The 18315-nt window shown below is 67.2% G+C and carries 14 protein-coding genes; 7 read left to right on the forward strand and 7 right to left on the reverse strand.

Annotation, left to right across the window (positions count from 1 at the left end; genetic code table 11):
- Positions 1–91 precede the first annotated feature (91 nt).
- From ACPTTF_RS24220 to ACPTTF_RS24230, 3 genes are all read left to right on the forward strand, one after another.
- Positions 92–868 (forward strand): glucose 1-dehydrogenase, encoded by a 777-nt coding sequence (locus ACPTTF_RS24220; protein WP_423368530.1) that lies wholly within the window; start codon positions 92–94, stop codon positions 866–868.
- Positions 869–1395: 527 nt separating this feature from the next.
- On the forward strand, positions 1396–3261 hold the full coding sequence (locus ACPTTF_RS24225) for a phosphoenolpyruvate carboxykinase (GTP) (RefSeq protein ID WP_423368531.1): 1866 nt from the start codon (positions 1396–1398) through the stop codon (positions 3259–3261).
- A gap of 375 nt (positions 3262–3636) precedes the next feature.
- A complete protein-coding gene (locus tag ACPTTF_RS24230; protein WP_423368532.1) occupies positions 3637–5262 on the forward strand; it encodes a cellulase in 1626 nt (541 codons plus the stop codon).
- A gap of 153 nt (positions 5263–5415) precedes the next feature.
- Here ACPTTF_RS24230 and ACPTTF_RS24235 read toward each other — a convergent pair whose 3' ends face one another.
- From ACPTTF_RS24235 to ACPTTF_RS24255, 5 genes are read right to left on the reverse strand one after another with little or no spacing between them, the layout of a single operon-like run.
- A complete protein-coding gene (locus tag ACPTTF_RS24235; RefSeq protein WP_423368533.1) occupies positions 5416–6324 on the reverse strand; it encodes an NAD-dependent epimerase/dehydratase family protein in 909 nt (302 codons plus the stop codon).
- Between the two features lie 58 nt (positions 6325–6382).
- Entirely contained in the window at positions 6383–7216 is an 834-nt protein-coding gene (locus ACPTTF_RS24240) for an SDR family NAD(P)-dependent oxidoreductase (RefSeq protein ID WP_423369867.1), read from the reverse strand.
- 40 nt (positions 7217–7256) lie between these two features.
- A complete protein-coding gene (locus ACPTTF_RS24245) occupies positions 7257–8015 on the reverse strand; it encodes an SDR family oxidoreductase (protein WP_423368534.1) in 759 nt (252 codons plus the stop codon).
- A gap of 40 nt (positions 8016–8055) precedes the next feature.
- A complete protein-coding gene (locus ACPTTF_RS24250; RefSeq protein WP_423368535.1) occupies positions 8056–8913 on the reverse strand; it encodes an SDR family NAD(P)-dependent oxidoreductase in 858 nt (285 codons plus the stop codon).
- A 3-nt stretch (positions 8914–8916) separates the two neighbouring features.
- Complete coding sequence (locus ACPTTF_RS24255) at positions 8917–9333, reverse strand: nuclear transport factor 2 family protein (protein ID WP_166952389.1); 417 nt, start codon at positions 9331–9333, stop codon at positions 8917–8919.
- Positions 9334–9793: 460 nt separating this feature from the next.
- Here ACPTTF_RS24255 and ACPTTF_RS24260 point away from each other — a divergent pair, with 460 nt between their 5' ends.
- Together ACPTTF_RS24260 and ACPTTF_RS24265 are read left to right on the forward strand one after the other, a co-directional pair.
- A complete protein-coding gene (locus ACPTTF_RS24260; protein ID WP_166952392.1) occupies positions 9794–10003 on the forward strand; it encodes a hypothetical protein in 210 nt (69 codons plus the stop codon).
- 288 nt (positions 10004–10291) lie between these two features.
- Entirely contained in the window at positions 10292–11788 is a 1497-nt protein-coding gene (locus tag ACPTTF_RS24265) for an FAD-dependent oxidoreductase (RefSeq protein ID WP_423368536.1), read from the forward strand.
- A gap of 350 nt (positions 11789–12138) precedes the next feature.
- Here ACPTTF_RS24265 and ACPTTF_RS24270 read toward each other — a convergent pair whose 3' ends face one another.
- The gene (locus tag ACPTTF_RS24270) at positions 12139–13803 is read right to left on the reverse strand and encodes an acid phosphatase (RefSeq protein ID WP_423368537.1); all 1665 of its coding nucleotides are present in this window, start codon (positions 13801–13803) and stop codon (positions 12139–12141) included.
- A 480-nt stretch (positions 13804–14283) separates the two neighbouring features.
- Between ACPTTF_RS24270 and ftsH the strand changes: the two genes are divergently transcribed.
- Together ftsH and ACPTTF_RS24280 are read left to right on the forward strand one after the other, a co-directional pair.
- Positions 14284–16257, forward strand: a complete 1974-nt coding sequence (gene ftsH, locus ACPTTF_RS24275) for an ATP-dependent zinc metalloprotease FtsH (RefSeq protein WP_423368538.1) — start codon at positions 14284–14286, stop codon at positions 16255–16257.
- Between the two features lie 83 nt (positions 16258–16340).
- Positions 16341–16808, forward strand: coding sequence for an OsmC family protein (locus ACPTTF_RS24280; protein WP_423368539.1), 468 nt, complete (start codon positions 16341–16343; stop codon positions 16806–16808).
- Between the two features lie 7 nt (positions 16809–16815).
- On the opposite strand, the gene otsA is transcribed toward ACPTTF_RS24280, so the two are convergent.
- Positions 16816–18222, reverse strand: coding sequence for an alpha,alpha-trehalose-phosphate synthase (UDP-forming) (gene otsA / locus ACPTTF_RS24285; protein WP_423368540.1), 1407 nt, complete (start codon positions 18220–18222; stop codon positions 16816–16818).
- Positions 18223–18315 lie beyond the last annotated feature (93 nt).

Below are 18315 nucleotides of genomic sequence, written 5' to 3' on the forward strand. Positions count from 1 at the left end.
CGCGGCGCTGGCCGCGCGCAGATCATGATCCGGCAAGCGCACGCACGCATGCGCGCTTTGACCGGCAAACCGGAATCGAAGAGAGGACGACATGGGTCGACTGGAAGGAAAGGTAGCGATCGTCACGGGCGGTGCGCGAGGCATGGGCGCGGCGACGTGCAGGCTGTTCGTCGCAGAAGGGGCGCGCGTCGTGATCGGCGACGTGCTCGACGCGGAAGGCGAAGCGCTCGCGCGCGAGCTCGGCGACGCGGCACGCTTCATGCGGCTCGACGTCGCCGACGAAGCGAGCTGGGTGCGCGTGACCGAAGCGGCGATCGAGCAGTTCGGCCGTATCGACGTGCTGGTCAACAATGCGGCCGTGCTGACGTTCGGCGGCATCACCGAGTTGTCGAAACGCGATTTCGAGCGCGCGGTGTCGATCAACCTCGTCGGCACGTTCGTCGGGATCCGGACGATCGCGCCGCACATGATCGCGCAGAAGAGCGGGTCGATCGTCAACATCTCGTCGGTGGACGGGCTGCGCGGCGTGAACGCACTGGCCGCGTACGTGTCGAGCAAGTGGGGCGTGCGCGGGCTGACGAAGGTCGCGGCGCTCGAGCTCGGCCATCAGGGCGTGCGTGTGAATTCGATCCATCCGGGCGGCGTGAACACCGCAATGTCGAACCCGACCGGTGCGCCGCTCGAGGAGATCAACAAGCATTACGCGAACGTGCCGCTGCAACGCGTGGGCCTGCCCGACGAAATCGCACGCGCGACGCTGTTCCTCGCGAGCGACGAAGCGTCGTACTGCAACGGCGCCGAGCTGGCCGTCGACGGTGGGATGGCGGCAGGCGCGTATTACCCCGGATTGCCGGGCGCGCCGTTTTGAGCGGGTGGGCTTGCCGCACGTTCTCGTCGGATGTTTGTGTACGCAACCTAATTCAGGGTTTGCCTGAGTAGCGAAAATACGAATTCGCCGGATGCGCATGCGCGATCGTCATGCGTGCGTCCGGCGAGCCGAATTGACCGCTTCCCCGAAACCATTGCCGGACGGCCGTTCCGGCCGTTTCGCCCCCGAAAGCGGGCGCGTCGACGCCGTCGACATGACTTGCCGGCAACGCATGTGCCTGCACGTCGTCACAGTTGTTTCTTGTTGCAACGCAACGCCCGAGCAATATCGGCGATGGTATGCTGGCCGGCATGGAAGTTGTAAGGCAGGTTGCATGCATGGCGAAACTCGCGTTCGCATCTTCTAACGAGACATCACATCCTCTCGCCCGCATCGCGGCATCGACACGCGCACAGCTCGCGTGTACCGCGCTGCGCGTTGCTGCGTCCTGCGCTCCGATCGCATTCCCCATCTGGCGGGTTCACCCCGCATTCCCCATCCCCGCCCAATAATCTGGAGACATTTTCATGTCGCAAAACAATCTGGCCGAAGCCACACACGGCCCGCTGATCGCTCCGCCGGCCTTCGTCAAACATCGCAAGCTGATCGACTGGGTGTCGCGTATCGCGGCGCTCACGGAGCCCGAGCGCGTCGTGTGGTGTGACGGCTCGCAGGAAGAAAACGACGCGCTGTGCCAGGCGATGGTCGACCAGGGCACGCTCAAGCGCCTGAACCCGGCGAAGCGCCCGAACTCGTATCTCGCGCAATCCGATCCGTCCGACGTCGCGCGCGTCGAGGATCGCACGTTCATCTGCGCGGCATCGCGCGACGACGTCGGCCCGACCAACAACTGGATCGCGCCCGCCGAAATGCGCGAGACGCTCAACGGCCTGTTCCGCGGCTCGATGCGCGGCCGCACGCTGTACGTCGTGCCGTTTTCGATGGGCCCGCTCGGCTCGCCGATTGCGCACGTCGGCGTCGAACTGTCCGACAGCCCGTACGTTGCCGTGAACATGCGGATCATGACGCGCATGGGCCGCGAGGTGTACGACGTGCTCGGCGAGGACGGCGAATTCGTGCCGTGCGTGCACAGCGTCGGCCATCCGCTCGAAGCCGGCCAGCAGGACGTGCCGTGGCCGTGCAACCCGGTCAAGTACATCGTGCACTTTCCCGAGACGCGCGAGATCTGGAGCTTCGGTTCGGGTTACGGCGGCAACGCGCTGCTCGGCAAGAAGTGTTTCGCGCTGCGTATCGCGTCGACGATGGGGCGCGACCAGGGCTGGCTCGCCGAGCACATGCTGATCCTCGGCGTGACGTCGCCGGCCGGCAAGAAGTATCACGTCGCTGCCGCATTCCCGTCCGCGTGCGGCAAGACGAACTTCGCGATGCTGATTCCGCCTCAGGGCTTCAACGGCTGGAAGGTCACGACGATCGGCGACGACATCGCGTGGCTGAAGCCGGGCCGCGACGGCCGACTGTATGCGATCAACCCGGAAGCCGGCTTCTTCGGCGTTGCACCGGGCACCGGCGTGAAGACCAACCCGAACGCCATTTCGACGCTCACCGAAAACGTGATCTTCACGAACGTCGCGCTGACGGAAGACGGCGACGTGTGGTGGGAAGGGCTGACCGACACGCCGCCCGCGAAGCTGACCGACTGGCAGGGCAACCCGTGGACACCGGAGATCGGGAAGGAGACGGGCCGCAAGGCGGCGCATCCGAATTCGCGCTTCACGGCGCCGGCCGCGCAGTGTCCGTCGATCGATGGTGACTGGGAGAACCCGGCCGGCGTGCCGATCGATGCGTTCATTTTCGGCGGCCGCCGTTCGACGACCGTGCCGCTCGTGACCGAGGCGCGCGACTGGGTCGAAGGCGTGTACATGGCCGCGACGATGGGCTCGGAGACGACCGCCGCGGCGGTCGGCCAGCAGGGCATCGTGCGCCGCGATCCGTTCGCGATGCTGCCGTTCTGCGGCTACAACGTCAGCGACTATTTCGCGCACTGGCTGAAGCTCGGCAAGCAGCTCGAAGGCGCGGGCGCAAAACTGCCGAAGATCTACTGCGTGAACTGGTTCCGCAAGGATGCGAACGGCAAGTTCGTGTGGCCGGGCTTCGGCGAGAACATGCGCGTGCTGAAGTGGATGCTCGATCGCCTCGAAGGCACGGGTGGTGGCGGTGAGCATGCGTTCGGTGTGTCGCCGGCGTATGAGGACCTGCACTGGGACGGCCTCGATTTCTCGCGCGAGCAGTTCGATGCGGTAACGTCGATGAACGCCGACGAATGGCGTGAGGAGCTGAAGCTGCATGCGGCGCTGTTCGACATGCTGAAACTGCGCCTGCCGGCCGAGATGACCGACACGATGAAGAAGATCGAGCAGCGCATCGGCGCCTGACGCTCCGCATCGACGTAGTCGCCCCGACGTCCCGCCGCCGGCATGTATTGCCTGCGGCGGGACGTTTTTTTGCATGTCCGCTTGTCGCCATGCACGTCCTTCTTTGTCCGGTGCGGCCGGCGTTGCAGTATGTTTTCCGGCAACCCCCGCCGTATGGATGAGTGCGGTAACGCACGGTTGCCGTCGACCGATCCTGGAAAATCGAAAAAGGTTGCGCTCGTTGGGGCAGGATTATCGTTTTATCGAGCCGCAATCGATATTGCCGCAGTCGAAACGATGACTTGGGCGGCTATTGCATTGGGCGCTCCGTTCTCTTGCCGGTGAACTCGGCGGCAAACAAACAGACGCCTTGATGAAAACGCATGGGGTGCCTCAATGATCGTCAAAGCAATTAGCCGCCTCTCGAATGTGGTAGGTGGCGCACTATCCGCGTACCGATGTAACCGCCCGAGTTCGGCTTCGGCCGGATTGGTGTGGGCCGTGTTTTTCGTGGCGCTGTTGGCTGGCCACCCCGCGATCGGCCAAACCAATACGCCGGTGCCTGCAATCAACCTGGGCAGTGAAATCAACGACATCATCAACCGGAACGCCAACGATCCGACGCAAGCCATCAACAACTACATGGCCGGTCTCGCGGCGACAAACGCTCGCTGGGTCCGGATCGATATCAACTGGGCGCGGATTCAACCGTCGCAAACCACGATTGACGTCAACGACTCCAATCCCGGGACCAGCAGCGGATTGAACTGGGGAGTGACGGACACGATCATCCGAGCGGCCCGCAACAATGGCCTGCGGGTACTGGGCCTGATATTACTGACTCCACCGTGGGCGGCCAGTTCGAAGTGCTCGAGCAGCTATCAGCAAGCGAATGGAGTTTCGTCCTGGCTGTGCGCACCGGACCCAATCTTTTACACCAATTTTGCCCGTGCCGCGGCCAAGCATTACGGTAGCGACAGCTACGGTGGACAGGTCGATGCATGGGAAATCTGGAATGAGCCGAACTGCGGCATCGATTTCATGCCTCACGATCCGGTGCTGTATACGCAAATCCTGAAAAGCGCCTACCCGGCGATCAAGCAGGCGAATCCCGGAGCCTATGTGTATGCCGGAGGAAGCGCGGCATGTACGACGTATCCGAACAACACGAACGGCACGCTGCCGTCGAACGGTGTGGTCGGGCTCGTCAATTCGACCAATCCGAGTTATCCCGCGCCTACTCAGTGGGATCCGCGCGACTGGCTGGCCGTAATGTACGCGAGTGGTGCACATGGGTATTTCGATGGGCTGGCTCATCACCCGTACTGTTACTCCGACGACTGGCAATCGGCTCAGGACCAATGCCCTAGCACGACGCTCAATACCACGTTTCCGCAATACTCGAATGCATTCAACATGATGTGGCATAACTTCCCGTCGCCGTCGTATGCGTGGCCGTCGAGTAGCGGCAACTCGTTTTCGAGTTACACCGGAACGAGCTTGCGCGATCAGATGAATACGGCAGGCGATGGCGCGAAGGCCATCGTTCTCACCGAATTCGGCGCACCCACGACGGGCACGGACGGCGCGACCAATTTCACGGGGCAATTGGGCGGCTCGTCGACGCAATACACGAATGCCAATTTTCGGACCATGCAGAATGCGCCATTTCTGACGCAAGCGAACCAGGCGCGCGAATATCGTGCACTGATGGCATGGATTGCACAGCAACCGATAGGTGCATACGGTCCGGTGTATGCGTACTGCTATTCCGACATGGCGTTGTCATTGCCGAACAGCACGAACATCTATGAGCCGTATTTCGGCATCGTGACGCTTGGCGCGGCGACCGGTTCTAACGGTACCCCCGGTCCCGCGAAAATCGAGGGCACGCCTCAAGTGAAGTCGAGTCAGTACTATCCCGCGTGGCCTGATTTCGGCATTAATGCACGTGCAGCGGCAGCGGGCACTGCCGGTTACGCGCCGATCGGTCCGGGCTGGTTCAATGCGCTGGGCAAGTAGGCGTATCAAACCGACCGCAGAGTTGCACGCCCGAATTCGCGCTTCGTGACTCCGGACGTGCAACACCCGCCGGCCGAGGTGTCCGACTCGATGAAGAGGATCGAACTGCTTAGGGTCGCCTGACGGTCCGCATCGATGCCTCGACCGCGACGCCTACCGCGCGCTGCAATGCGCAACGACTTCGTCGACCGCGCGCTGCACGTCGCCGCGCCGGTAGCGCAGCAGCGCGCTGTCGGCCGGATCGGGCTCGTACGACACGACGTTGCCGCGCCCCGTGTAGATCGCCATGTCGGGCAACAGCGGATGCTCCTGGTCGAGCGACGGCACGTCCCGCGGATTGCCGGCCGCGCGGAAGAACGCCGCGAAGTAGTCGGCGAAGCTGAGGTTCTCGTCGCCGACGAGGTAGGCCTTGCCCGCTTCGCCGCGCTGCAGCGCGCCCCAGATCGCTTCCGACAGCGATTGCGTCGAGATGAAGTTGCTGCCGCCGGCCGGCCCGAACACGGGCAGCCCCGCGAACTGGCCTTGCGCATAGCCCGTGTACGCAGCGAACATTTCGTTGCGCAGCCCCGGCACCGACCCGACGACGAACGGCGCATTGACGCTGCAGACGGCGAACGACTGCGTCGCGAGCGCGCGGACGCGTTCGTCTGCGAGATGGCGCGAGCGCACGTACGGCACCGTGTCGACGAGCGCCGGCGCGACCTGCGGATAGAAACTGCCGACCAGCACCGCGCGCTTCACGCCCGCGTCGCGCGCGAGCGCGAAGAAGCGCGGCACCGCGTCGACGTTCGCGCGTTCCCAGTGAGCAGCTTCGTCGGTGCCGGGCGGCAGGTGGCGGATGTCGTTGCCGGCGGCGAACACCACGGCGTCGAACGGCGCGAGATCGTCGCGCGTGAAGTTGCCGGCCACGTAGTCGCGCAGCAGCACGTCGAACTGCGCGAGCGCGCTGCCGGGGGCGGGGGGCTTGCGTGCGGCGAGCGTGACGTGGTTGCCCTGCGCGTGCAGGTGCAGCGCGGCATGGCCGCCGATGAGGCCGGTGCCGCCGACGATCAGGATCTTCATGGTGTCTCCGATGGCGGCGCAACCGCGCCGCGTGAAATGAACAGGCTAGCGGTGCCGCTCAGAAATTGAAGCCGTTGCCCGTGACGACAGGCATGTTGGTCCAGAAGCCGTTCGGGTCGCGATACCAGCCGGCCGCTGCGAGCGCGCCGCCGTCGACATGCAGCGTCGTGCCGGTGACCCACGCGGCGAGCGGGCTCGCAAGGAACAGCGCGGCGCCCGCGATATCGCCCGCCGCGCCGAAGCGCCCGAGCGGGATCCAGCGCGGGATATGGTCGTGGTGCTCGGCCGCGACCATCGCGCTGACGGGCACCTGGGGCGTCTCGGTGGTTTCGGGCGCGATCTGGTTCACGCGAATGCCGGCCGGCCCGAGTTCGAGCGCGAGGCTTTTCGTGAATCCGGTCAGTGCCGCCTTGAAAGACGCGTACACGGTGCAGTTCGGAATGGCGCGAAAGCCTTCGATCGACGACACACCGACGATGCTGCCGCCCGCGCCGCGCTTGCGGAGCAACGGCAGCATCGCGCGCGTGACGACGAATACCTGGCGCAGGTTCGCGTCGAACAGTCGCGCGATGTCGTCGTCGGTGCAGTCTTCGAACGGTTTCGCGATCTGCAGGAAGTCGCCCACATTGTTGACGAGCACGTCGAGGCCGCCGAAGCGTGCGTCGACGGTTCGCGCGAACGCATCGACCTGGTCGCGGCGCGTGACGTCCACGGTGCCGACGAGCGCGTCGACACCCGCCGCTTCGAGCGCCTGGCGCACGTCCTGCGCGCGGGCCGGGTCGATCTCGGCCACCGCGACACGCGCGCCGGCCGCGCCGAATGCTTCCGCACACGCACGGCCGATGCCCGCGCCGCCGCCGGTGACCAGCACGGTCTTGCCGGTGAATGAAATCATCGATGAACTCCTTTGAACGGGAAGGCGGTGCGTCGCGTCACAGCGACGACACCAGTTGCGCGTTGTCGATCCGCAGCTCCGCACCGTTCACGAAACGCGATTCGTCGGACGCGAGGAACAGCACGAGATTCGCAACGTCCTGCGGGTCGCACATGCGCGCCATCGGATCGCTGCCGATGCCGAGCGCGGCGGGGTCGAGATCGGGCATCAGCGCCTGCGTCATCGGCGTCCAGATCCCGTCCGGATGGATCGAGTTGCAGCGGATCCGGTAGCCGCTGCGCTTGCAGTGGACGGCGACGCTGCGCGCGAGTGCTGTCACCGCGCCTTTCGACCCGGTGTACGCGCACATCATCGGCAGCCCCCCGAGCGCGGCGACCGACGACATCATCACGATCGAGCCCGGCGTGTCGTTGCCCTTCATCGCACCGATCGCATATTTGCAACCGAGGAAATAACCGTCCGCGTTGGTGCGCATCACGCGTCGCCACGTGTCGAGGCTCGTGTCCTCGATCGAGCCGACCGGGCAGATCGCCGCGTTGTTGACGAGCACGTCGAGGCGGCCGAAGCGGTCGAGCGTCGATGCGATCGCATGTCGCCAGCCGTCTTCATCGGCGATGTCGTGGCGGACGAACAGTGCGGTGTCGCCGATCTCGTGTGCGAGCGCGCGGCCGGCGTCCTCGTCGATGTCGGTCAGCACGACACGCGCGCCTTCGGCGGCGAGCAGCAGCGCATCGGCGCGGCCGACGCCGCTGGCCGCGCCGGTGACCAGCGCGACCTTGTTTGCGACTCGATTCATGATCAGTCGAATTCCTTTGACGTTGAAAGATGGCAGGCACTCATGCGGCGTCCGGTGCGCGGCCGGCCTTGATCGCGTCGAGCGCGGCGGCGCCGTAGATCTGCGCGATCGTGTCGTCGACGCGCGGGTTGGTGCGCAGTTCGTGGCCGCCGTCGACCGCGAAGCTCTGGCCGGTCACCCAGCCCGACTCGGGGCCCGCGAGATAGCGCACCGCATGCGCGATCGCTTCCGGTTCGCCGAGCGTGCCGAGCGGAATCTGCTCGAGAAAACTGTCGACGAGCGCGCGGTTGTCGAACATCGGCGCCGTGGCTTCGGAGCGCGTCAGGCCCGGGCGCACCGCGTTCACGCGGATCTTCGCGCCGGCCAGTTCCTCGGCCGCGCCGCGCACGAGCGCTTCGAGGGCAGCCTTCGCGGTGCAGTACGCGGACAGCCAGCGGAAATTGATCTGCGCGGCCGTCGACGAGATGCAGACGATCGCGCCGCCGCCGCTGTCGGCGAGCCGCGGCGCGGCGTGACGGATCGCGGCGAACGCGCTGTGCAGGTTCAGCTCGATTTCGGCGCGGAAGGTGTCGGCGTCGTGCAGCAGCAGCGGCCGGAAGCCTGCACCACCGACCGTCGGTACGACGATGTCGAGGCGGTTGTCGAGCGCCCACGCGCAGTCGAGCGCGGCCTGCAGGTCGGCTTCGTCGCAGGCGTCGCCCGCATGGATCGCGACGCGGCTGCCGGGCACCGCGTCGGTCAGTTGCCGTTGCGTGCGTTCGAGCGCGTCGCGGCGGCGGCCCATCAGCACGACGGCCGCGCCATCGGCGACGAGCGCGTGCGCGCAGGCCGCGCCGATGCCGCCGGCGCCGCCCGTGACGAGTGCGGTGCGGCCGTCGAGGGGAAGGGGTTTGCGCATCGTTCAGCCCTCCAGCGGCAGGTCTTGCGCCCAGTCGACGTGCAGCGTGCGCGCGGCGAAGCGCCACGTGCCGCCGTCGAACACGCAGCGGTCGCGATAGCGCAGCCCCCAGTCGAGCTTGCGCTTCACGCCGTCGCGCACGTAGACGTGGCAGGCGACGCCGTAGGTCTCGACGTCGGCCTCGCCGCCGTCGAGCGTCACGAGCTGGTTGTGCACGTGATGCTGGGTCGCTTCGTAGCGCTCGATCACGCGCATGCCCGCGACGATCGCGTCGCGGTCGTCGAAGCGGAAGCCCGGGCCGGCGAGCTGCGCATCGGGCGTGAAGAGGGCGGTGAGGCGCGGCCAGTCGCGCCGGTCGACGGCTTGCGCGTAGCGGCACGCAAGTTCGTACAGCGCGTGGCGGGGATTCGAATCGGTCATGCAGTACTCCCGTGGAAGAACGGAAAGAGTCAGCCGCGCCGCGAGTGCGGACACGGCGGCATTGCGACGTCGAGGCGAAGGTTCGCATCGGACCGATGGCGACTCATCATCCATACGGAGCAGGGCGAGGGTCGGGGAAAACACCGGGGCCGGCCGCGGCGTGTCACACGATGGCGCACGGATGGTGCGGCGCAGCGACCGGTGCGCGACAAGCGTCTGACGATTGGCGCGTCCGGCTGCGACAGGCGCACAACGTGCCGTGTCTCCTCCACGTGTGCGAAGGCGTGGCGCACGATGCTGCGATGCGGCACGCCGCTTGCCCTCCGCTCAGCGTTTGCCCCTAGTCGAAATGGACGATGGCCGGCGACCGGGCGCTGGCTACCGTGCAGTCATCCGGTGCCGCATGCGATGCACGCCGGACACGAACCGCACCAGCGGACAACCGGAGGGGACGACGATCATGAGACTGACGACTCGCAAGCTGTGCGTATTGGCGATGGGCACGTTCGCTGCCATGGCGATGGCGCGATATGGTGCCGATCAGGTGCCGTCGCCGCCGTATGCAGCCGGCATCCTGCAATGCCGCTCGGTCGACGCAAACGGCCTGCCGACCGGCTGCGTGCCGATCGATCCGTTGCACTTCGGTTTCGCCGCGTTGCGCGGCATGTGACGTCGGCGCGGCCGCGCGCCGCGCAGGCGGGAAGCCGTGGCAGCGCGATGGCGTACGGACGCCTTTCGCTACGGGCACGGTGGAATCATCGCGCGCCGATCCCGCGTTGTGCGGGGCGGCTTCAACCGGGCATGAGATGGCGTGCGTCCTGCGCGCGCACCGTCGCACGCCCGTCGTCACGGCAACGGGGCGTCGCGGCAACGTCGCGTCGGGCCGCCTGCCCGGCCCTCGCCACATCCGCCACATCCGCCGCATTGCGCAGATTTCCTAAACGCTGACCCATTCCTCATGTCATCCGACTATTCCCTGACTCACCCCCTGAACACCCGCGACGTGCATCGCTGGGATGCCGAACACGATGTCGTGATCGTCGGCTTCGGCGCGGCCGGCGCCTGTGCGGCGATCGAGGCCGCGAGCGCCGGCGCCGACACGCTGATCGTCGAGCGTGCATCGAGCTACGGCGGCACGAGCGCGCTGTCTGGCGGCGAGATCTACCTCGGCGGCAGCGGCGGCACGCCCGCGCAGCGGCAGGCCGGCTTTGTGGACGACACCGAGGATCTGTACCGCTACCTGATGCTGGCCGGCGGCCGCGACGCCGACGACGCGAAGGTCCGGCTCTACGCGAACGAAAGCCTCGCGCACCACGACTGGCTCGTCGCGCAGGGCCTCACGTACAAGAACACGTTCATTGCCGAGCGGATCGTCGAACCGGAGACCGACGATTGCCTGATCTGGTCGGGCAGCGAGGAAGCCTGGCCGTTCAGCGAGGCCGCGAAGCCGTGCCCGCGCGGGCACACGCCGCAATGGCCGGGCTGGGGCGGTGGGCAGATGCTGATGCGCGTGCTGGCCGAACGCGTGGCGGCGCTCGGCGTCGCGACGCGCTACGACACGCGTGCGCTCGCATTGATCGTCGACGACGGCGGCACGGTGTGCGGCGTCGTGCTGCGCGCGTATGGCGAGACGGCATTCGTGCGTGCGCGTCGCGCGGTGATCCTGTGCGCGGGCGGCTTCGCGATGAATCGCGACATGGTGCGCCGGCATGCGCCGCAGTTCCTGCGCTCGGATGAACCGATCGGCAGCCCCGGCGACGACGGCTCGGGCATCCTGCTCGGCCAGAGCGCAGGCGGCGCGGCGATCCACATGGACCAGGGCTTCGTCAGCCTGCCGTTCTACGCGCCCGAATCGCTGATCAGAGGGATCTTCGTGAACGCGCGCGGCCAGCGCTTCATCAACGAGGACGGCTATCACGGCCGCACGGGCCATCACGCGTTTCACCAGGCCGGCGACCGCATCTACCTGCTCGTCGACCAGGCGACGTACCGGGAGCCGCCCGCGATCGCGCGGATCGGCATCGCGGCGGCCGGCGAAACGTGGGAGGAAGTCGAACGCGACCTGCAGATGCCGGCCGGCACGCTGACGGCGACCGTCGACGTCTACAACCGCCATGCGGCCGAAGGCGCCGATCCGCTGTTCCACAAGGCGAAGAAATGGCTGCAGCCGCTGATCGAGCCGCCGTTCGTCGCGCTCGATTGCCGGATCGACTACGCGTTCTATCCGCACTTCACGCTCGGCGGGCTCGACACGCTGCCGACCGGGCAGGTGGTCGACGCGGCGCGTGCGCCGGTGGCGGGGCTCTATGCGGCCGGCCGCACGAGCTGCGGGCTGCCGCGCTGGGGCGCCGGGTACAGCTCGGGGCTGTCGCTGGCCGACGCGACGTTCTTCGGCCGGCAGGCCGGCCGTCACGCCGCGCGGGCGGGGTGCGACGCATTGCGCAGTGCCGCGTAGCGTAGCGTTGGCAGGGTGGAAATGAACGACGCCCCGGGCAATCGCATTGCCCGGGGCGTCGTCGTTTCAAGCGGCTAAGCAGCCCAGCAGCCCAGCAGCCCAGCAGCCCAGCAGCCCAGCAGCCCAGCAGCCCAGCGGCCCAGCAGCCCAGCGGCCCAGCAGCCCAGCAGCCAAGCAGCCAAGCAGCCCAGCAGCCCAGCAGCCAAGCGACCAAGCGACCAAGCGACCAAGCGACCAAGCGACCAAGCGACCAAGCGACCAAGCGACCAAGCGACCAAGCGACCAAGCGACCAAGCGACCAAGCGACCAAGCCGGCCACCCAGGTAACCGACCACCAGGCCCGCCCGCCGTCAGCCCAGGTCGAGCGCGTTCGTGAGATCGCCCGGCGGCGTCGCGCCGCGTGCGGCGAACGCCTTGTTGCGCGCGACCACGCCGTCGAGCGGCGCGAGTCCGTGCACGCGGCTGATGAAGCGCAGGATCGAGTTCGTGTCGTACAGCGTGTGATCGACGAAACCCTTCTTCGCGAACGGCGAGATCACGAGCGCCGGAATCCGTGAACCAGGGCCCCAGCGGTCGCCGACCGGCGGCGCGACGTGATCCCACCAGCCGCCGTTCTCGTCGTGCGTCATCACGATCACGGTGTTGTCCCATTGCGGCCCGCGCCGGATATGTTCGATCACGGTCGCGATGTGACGGTCGCCCGATTCGATGTCCGCGTAGCCCGCATGCATGTTCAGGTTGCCCTGCGGCTTGTAGAACGTGACGGCCGGCAGGCGGCCCGCGTCGATGTCCGCGATGAAGTGGTTCGTCGAAGGCTCGTCGCCGAGCCCTGCGTCGCGCAGGTGCTTGCTGCGCGCGTCGGTGCCCGGCGCATAGTTCACGAAGTAGTTGAACGGCTGGTGGTGGTACTGGAAATCCGGCACGGTGCCCGTGTCACGATGCTCGAGCGCGTACTGCCACGCGCCGCTGTACCACGCCCAGTCGACGTTCTTTTCCGACAGGCGGTCGCCGATCGTCGCATAGCCCTGCGGCGGCATCACGCGATGGTCGTCCGGATCGGCATACGCGGCGTTGCCCGGGTCGGGCGGCGGCACGTAGCTCGGCTGGTACGGCGGCGCCATCGTGTTCACGCCGTAGCCGTCGGGCGTCAGCGGGCCGTCGCCTGCGAACTTCGGCGGGCCGTCGAGCGCGGACGCGGGCGAATCGTCGGCGAGCTTCAGGCGCGTGCCGGCCGGATCGTCGCCTTCGACCTTCGAGAGCAGCTTCGCCGCGTGCGGATGCTTGTGCGCGTCCGGATACATCGGCGGTTGCGCGGAGATCAGGAACATGTGGTTCATCCACGACCCGCCGAACGCCGCCATGAAGAAGTTGTCGCACAGCGTGTATTGCCGCGCGAGATTCCACAGCCGCAGCGTGTCGGCCGAATTGCGGTAGTGGCCCATCACGAGGCCGCCCGAATCGGCCCACGCGGCGAACTGGTCGTTGCGGCCGCCCGCGATCTGCATCTGGTTCTGGTAGAAGCGGTGCCACAGGTCGCGCGTGATCACGCCGTTCGGCAGCGGCTTGCCCTGCGCGTCCGTAATCCGGAACGGCGCGTTCGGCAGCTTGTCGATGTCGCGCTCGGCGATCGCGTAGCGCTTGCCCTCCACTTCCTGCGCCTGCGGCACGAGCCCGCCCCAGATCTTCGGCAGCACGGGCAGCGGCGTCTTGCCGTCGCGATCGAGCTGCTGCGCGTGCGCGGGCTGCACCTCGCTCAGCGGATGTTGCACGCCGGGGAAATCGCCGTACAGGTTCGCGAAGCTGCGGTTTTCCGCATAGATCACGACGATGTGGCGCACGCGCTGGCGCAGCGCTTCGTCGATGCGCAGGTCGGCGGCGGAACGCGGCGCGCTGCCCGCCGTGGTTTCACAGCCGCTGAGTGCGACACCCGCACCGAGCGCGGCGAGGCCGCCGAGCACGCGGCGGCGGTCGGGGTCGGCGGGAAGGTCGTCGGGGCGATCGGGGGTGTCGTTCACGTCGTGGGTTCCTCGAATGGGCGGATGGACGGGGCGTGATGCGCTGCGGTGCCGCACAGGCTGCCGTGCCGCAGGAGCGAAAGCAACGGCCCGTGTTGCGTATCGGCGGGCGCGATGCGTCTGTCACAAAAATGTCACGAACGCGACTATAACGCGGCAACGGGGGCGGATGAAAGGTGTTTGTCGGACGATTCGAGTCGCGCCGAGGGCGATGCGCGACGCTCGCGCGCGAACTAGACTGGATTCAGGGGCGGCGCGTCGCGGCGCGCCGCCCGGGCGAGGATTGCCCGGCGGCGCCGGCCGACGGCGTTGTCGCGGCGCCATTGATGCGACGAAACGAGGCGATGAAGCGAGGCGACGATGGCACGCATGAATGCCCCTTCCGCATGGCTGCCGATGCCGCGCGCCGATTGCGCGCGTATCCGCGCACGTTCGCCGTGCCGCGCAGCGTAGCGTCGTGCGCACGTCCGGCCCGATGCCATGGACAAGAAATTCGACTACCCGGGATTGCTGATCGCGGCGGGCTTCTTCGTGCTGTTCGCCGCGCAGTTGCTGATGCTTCACCCGACGTCGGCGTCGATCGCGTACAGCGATTTCCACCAGCTCGTCGCCGCCCGGCTCGTCGATGATCTCGAAGTCGGCCCCGCATCGATCACGGGCACGCTGAAGATGCCGCAGGCCGGCACGATGCTGCCGGCGTCCGAAGCCGCGGCCGTGCAGCAGGCCGGGGCGCCGTGGCGGTTCACGACCAACCGCGTGAGCGACGAACACCTGACCGACACGCTGACCGCCGCCGGCATCCGCTATCACGGCGCGCCCGACACGAGCTGGATCGCCTCGCTCGCATCGTGGCTGCTGCCGCTCGTGCTGTTCGTGTTCATCTGGAACATGATGCTGCGCAGGCGCGGCGGGCTGCAGGATTTCACCGGGATGGGCAAGAGCCGCGCGCGCGTCTACGTGCAGCAGGAAACCGGCATCACGTTCGACGATATCGCGGGCATCGACGAAGCAAAGGCCGAGCTGCAGCAGCTCGTCGCGTTCCTGCGCAACCCCGACCGCTACCAGCGGCTCGGCGGCAAGATCCCGAAGGGCGTGCTCGTCGTCGGCGCGCCGGGCACGGGCAAGACGCTGCTCGCGCGCGCGGTGGCCGGCGAGGCGGCCGTGCCGTTCTTCTCGATCAGCGGTTCGGCGTTCGTCGAGATGTTCGTCGGCGTCGGCGCGGCGCGCGTGCGCGACCTGTTCGAGCAGGCGCAGCAGAAGGCGCCGTGCATCGTATTCGTCGACGAACTCGATGCGCTCGGCAAGGTGCGCGGCGTCGGCCCGATGTCGGGCAACGACGAACGCGAGCAGACGCTCAACCAGTTGCTCGTCGAGATGGACGGCTTCCAGGCGGGCTCCGGCGTGATCATCATGGCGGCGACGAACCGTCCCGAGATTCTCGATCCCGCGCTGCTGCGGCCGGGCCGCTTCGATCGCCACATCGCGATCGACCGGCCCGACGTGACCGGCCGCCGGCAGATCCTCGGCGTGCACGTGAAGCGCGTGAAGCTCGCGGCCGACGTCGATCTCGGCGAACTCGCGTCGCGCACGCCGGGCTTCGTCGGCGCGGATCTCGCGAACGTCGTCAACGAGGCCGCGCTGCATGCGGCCGAACTCGGCAAGCCGGCGATCGGCATGGCCGATTTCGACGAGGCGATCGATCGCGCGCTGACGGGCCTCGAGCGCAAGAGCCGCGTGATGAACGCGCAGGAGAAGCTGACCATCGCGTATCACGAAGCCGGCCATGCACTCGTCGCGGAAAGCCGCGCACATTGCGATCCGGTGAAGAAAGTGTCGATCATTCCGCGCGGCGTGGCCGCGCTCGGCTATACGCAGCAGGTGCCGACCGAGGATCGCTACGTGTTGCGCAGGAGCGAGCTGCTCGACCGCATCGATGCACTGCTCGGCGGCCGGGTTGCCGAAGAACTCGTGTTCGGCGACGTGTCGACGGGCGCGCAGAACGATCTCGAACGCGCGACCGCGATGGCGCGCCACATGGTCATGCAGTACGGGATGAGCGAGAAGATCGGGCTCGCGACGTTCGACGACGGCGATGCGCGCCAGGGTATCCCCGGCGCATGGCATGCGGGTGAAGGGCGCTGCAGCGAGCACACCGCACGGATGATCGACGACGAGGTGCGCACGCTGCTGACCGACGCGCATGCGCGGGTCGCGATGACGCTCGGCGAACGCCGCGATGCGCTCGAACGCATCGCGCGCCGGCTGCTGCAATGCGAGGTGCTCGAACGCGAAGCGCTGCAGGCGCTGATCGACGGGCGCGTCGAACCGTCGTCCGCAGCGCCGGCACCGGACGACGAAGCCGGTGCACGCGGCGGCGCGATCGAAACGGAGCACGCGTCCGCGGTCGAGCGCGATTTCGTCGCGTACGGGCCGCCACGCGAACCCGAGCGCTGAAGGTGCCGCGAACCTGCGAGCCGCGCGCGTCGATGCGACTGCGTGCCGGCATTCCTTTCCCCGTTGATCTCCGCGGAGTCGCCATGAGCGAGGCGCACGTATCGGTCGATGTCGCGCAGCAGGCGCGTTTCTGTTTCGAAGTGGCATTTGCCGGCACGACGCTGTCGCCGGTGCTCACCGACGAGCCACCGCCGCTCGGCGACGGACGCGGGCCGAACCCGATCCGGTTGCTGGCCGCGGCAGTCGCGACCTGTCTCGCGGCGAGCCTGCTGTTCGCACTGGAAAAGCAGCATGTCGATCCGCAGCCGATTGCCGCGCACATCGATGTCGACATGGTGCAGAACGAAGCAGGCAGGGTGCGCGTGGGCGCGATGTCGGTACGACTGTCGATCGGCAAGACGTGGGCCGATCTCGCGGCGGCGACGCGCGTGCTCAATCAGTTCGATGCGTATTGCGTGCTGACGGAGAGCCTGCGCGAAGGCATTCCGGTGTCGGTCGACCTGTGCGACGTAAGCGGCGCGGCGCTCGAATACGCGACGACGAACGCGTGAGCGCGCGTCAGGATTCGGTCGCGGCCGCGACTTCCGCCGCTTCGGCGAGCGCGTCGAGAAAGCGCGTGCGCCACCAGTGCACGTCGGTCTTGCGCACGATCGCCATCAGCGCCGCATGACGCTGGCGGCGTTCTTCGAGCGGCATCGTGAGCGCGCGCTGGATCGCCTGCGCCGTGCCTTGTGTGTCGTACGGATTGACGAGCAGTGCTGACTTCAGCTGCTCGGCCGCGCCGGCGAAACGTGACAGCACGAGCACGCCCGGATCGGCTGCGTCCTGCGCGGCGAGAAATTCCTTCGCGACGAGGTTCATCCCGTCGCGCAGCGGCGTGACGAGCGCGACGCGGCTCGCGCGATAGAGGCCCGGCAAGCGCTTGCGCGCAACGGTGCGGTGAATGTAGCGCATCGGCATCCATTCGAGTTCGCCGTAGTCGCCGTTGATCGCGCCGCACAGGCTGTCCATCTCGCGCCGCAGGTCGTCGTATGCGCCGAGATCCTCGCGGCTCGGCGCGGCGATCTGGATCAGCGTCGCACGGTCGCGGTTCTCCGGATATTGCTCGAGCAACTGGCGGAACGCATGCACGCGCTGCGGCAGCCCCTTCGTGTAGTCGAGCCGGTCGACCCCGACCAGGAGCTGACGCCGTGAATACTCGTCGCGCATCCGTTCGAACATGTCGAGCCCGTCGCGATCGCGCGCGAGCGATTCGAACTCGTCGACGTTGATGCCGATCGGGAAGGCGCCGGCCGACAACGTGCGGCCGAACGCGCGCAGGCGGCCGTCGGGCAGCCGCGCGGCACCGGCTTCCGCTTCGACGTAATGCTCGAAGTGGAGAAGATCCGACTCGGTCTGGAAGCCGACGAGATCGTAGGCGAACAGCGAGCGCATCAGCCATTCGTGTTCCGGGATCGCGGCCATGATCGGCGGCGGCGGCATCGGGATGTGCAGGAAGAAACCGATCGGATTCGTACAGCCCATCGCGCGCAACTCGGCGGCGAGCGGAATCAGCTGGTAGTCGTGGACCCAGATGGTGTCGTCGGGCCGCAACAGCGTGCGCAGCTTGCGCGCGAACAGCTGGTTCACGCGCCGGTAGCCGTCGGCGAAGCGACGGTCGAACTGCGCGAGATCGAGCCGGTAGTGAAACACCGGCCACAGCACGTTGTTCGAATAACCGAGGTAGTAAGCGTCGTAATCCTGCGGGTCGAGATCGATCGTCGCGAGCTGGATACCGCCGACGTTCTGGATCTGCACGTCGTCGCCATGCGTGGGCTGATCGTCGCCGCCGCGCAGCCTCCCGCTCCAGCCGAACCAGACGCCGCCGGATTCCTGCAGGCTGTCTTTCACGGCAACGGCGAGCCCGCCGGCCGCGGCTTTACGGGGATCTGCAATGCGATTGGATACGACGACGAGTCGGCTCACTAGCTCTCCTGACGATTGTTGGGGGAAAGGTTCGTGCGGCCGTGGCGCGAGAAGCAGACGCCGCCATCGGCACGCGGTGTGCGAAGCGATGGG

It is taken from the genome of Burkholderia crassaminum, from assembly GCF_964265005.1.
GTDB lineage: Bacteria > Pseudomonadota > Gammaproteobacteria > Burkholderiales > Burkholderiaceae > Burkholderia.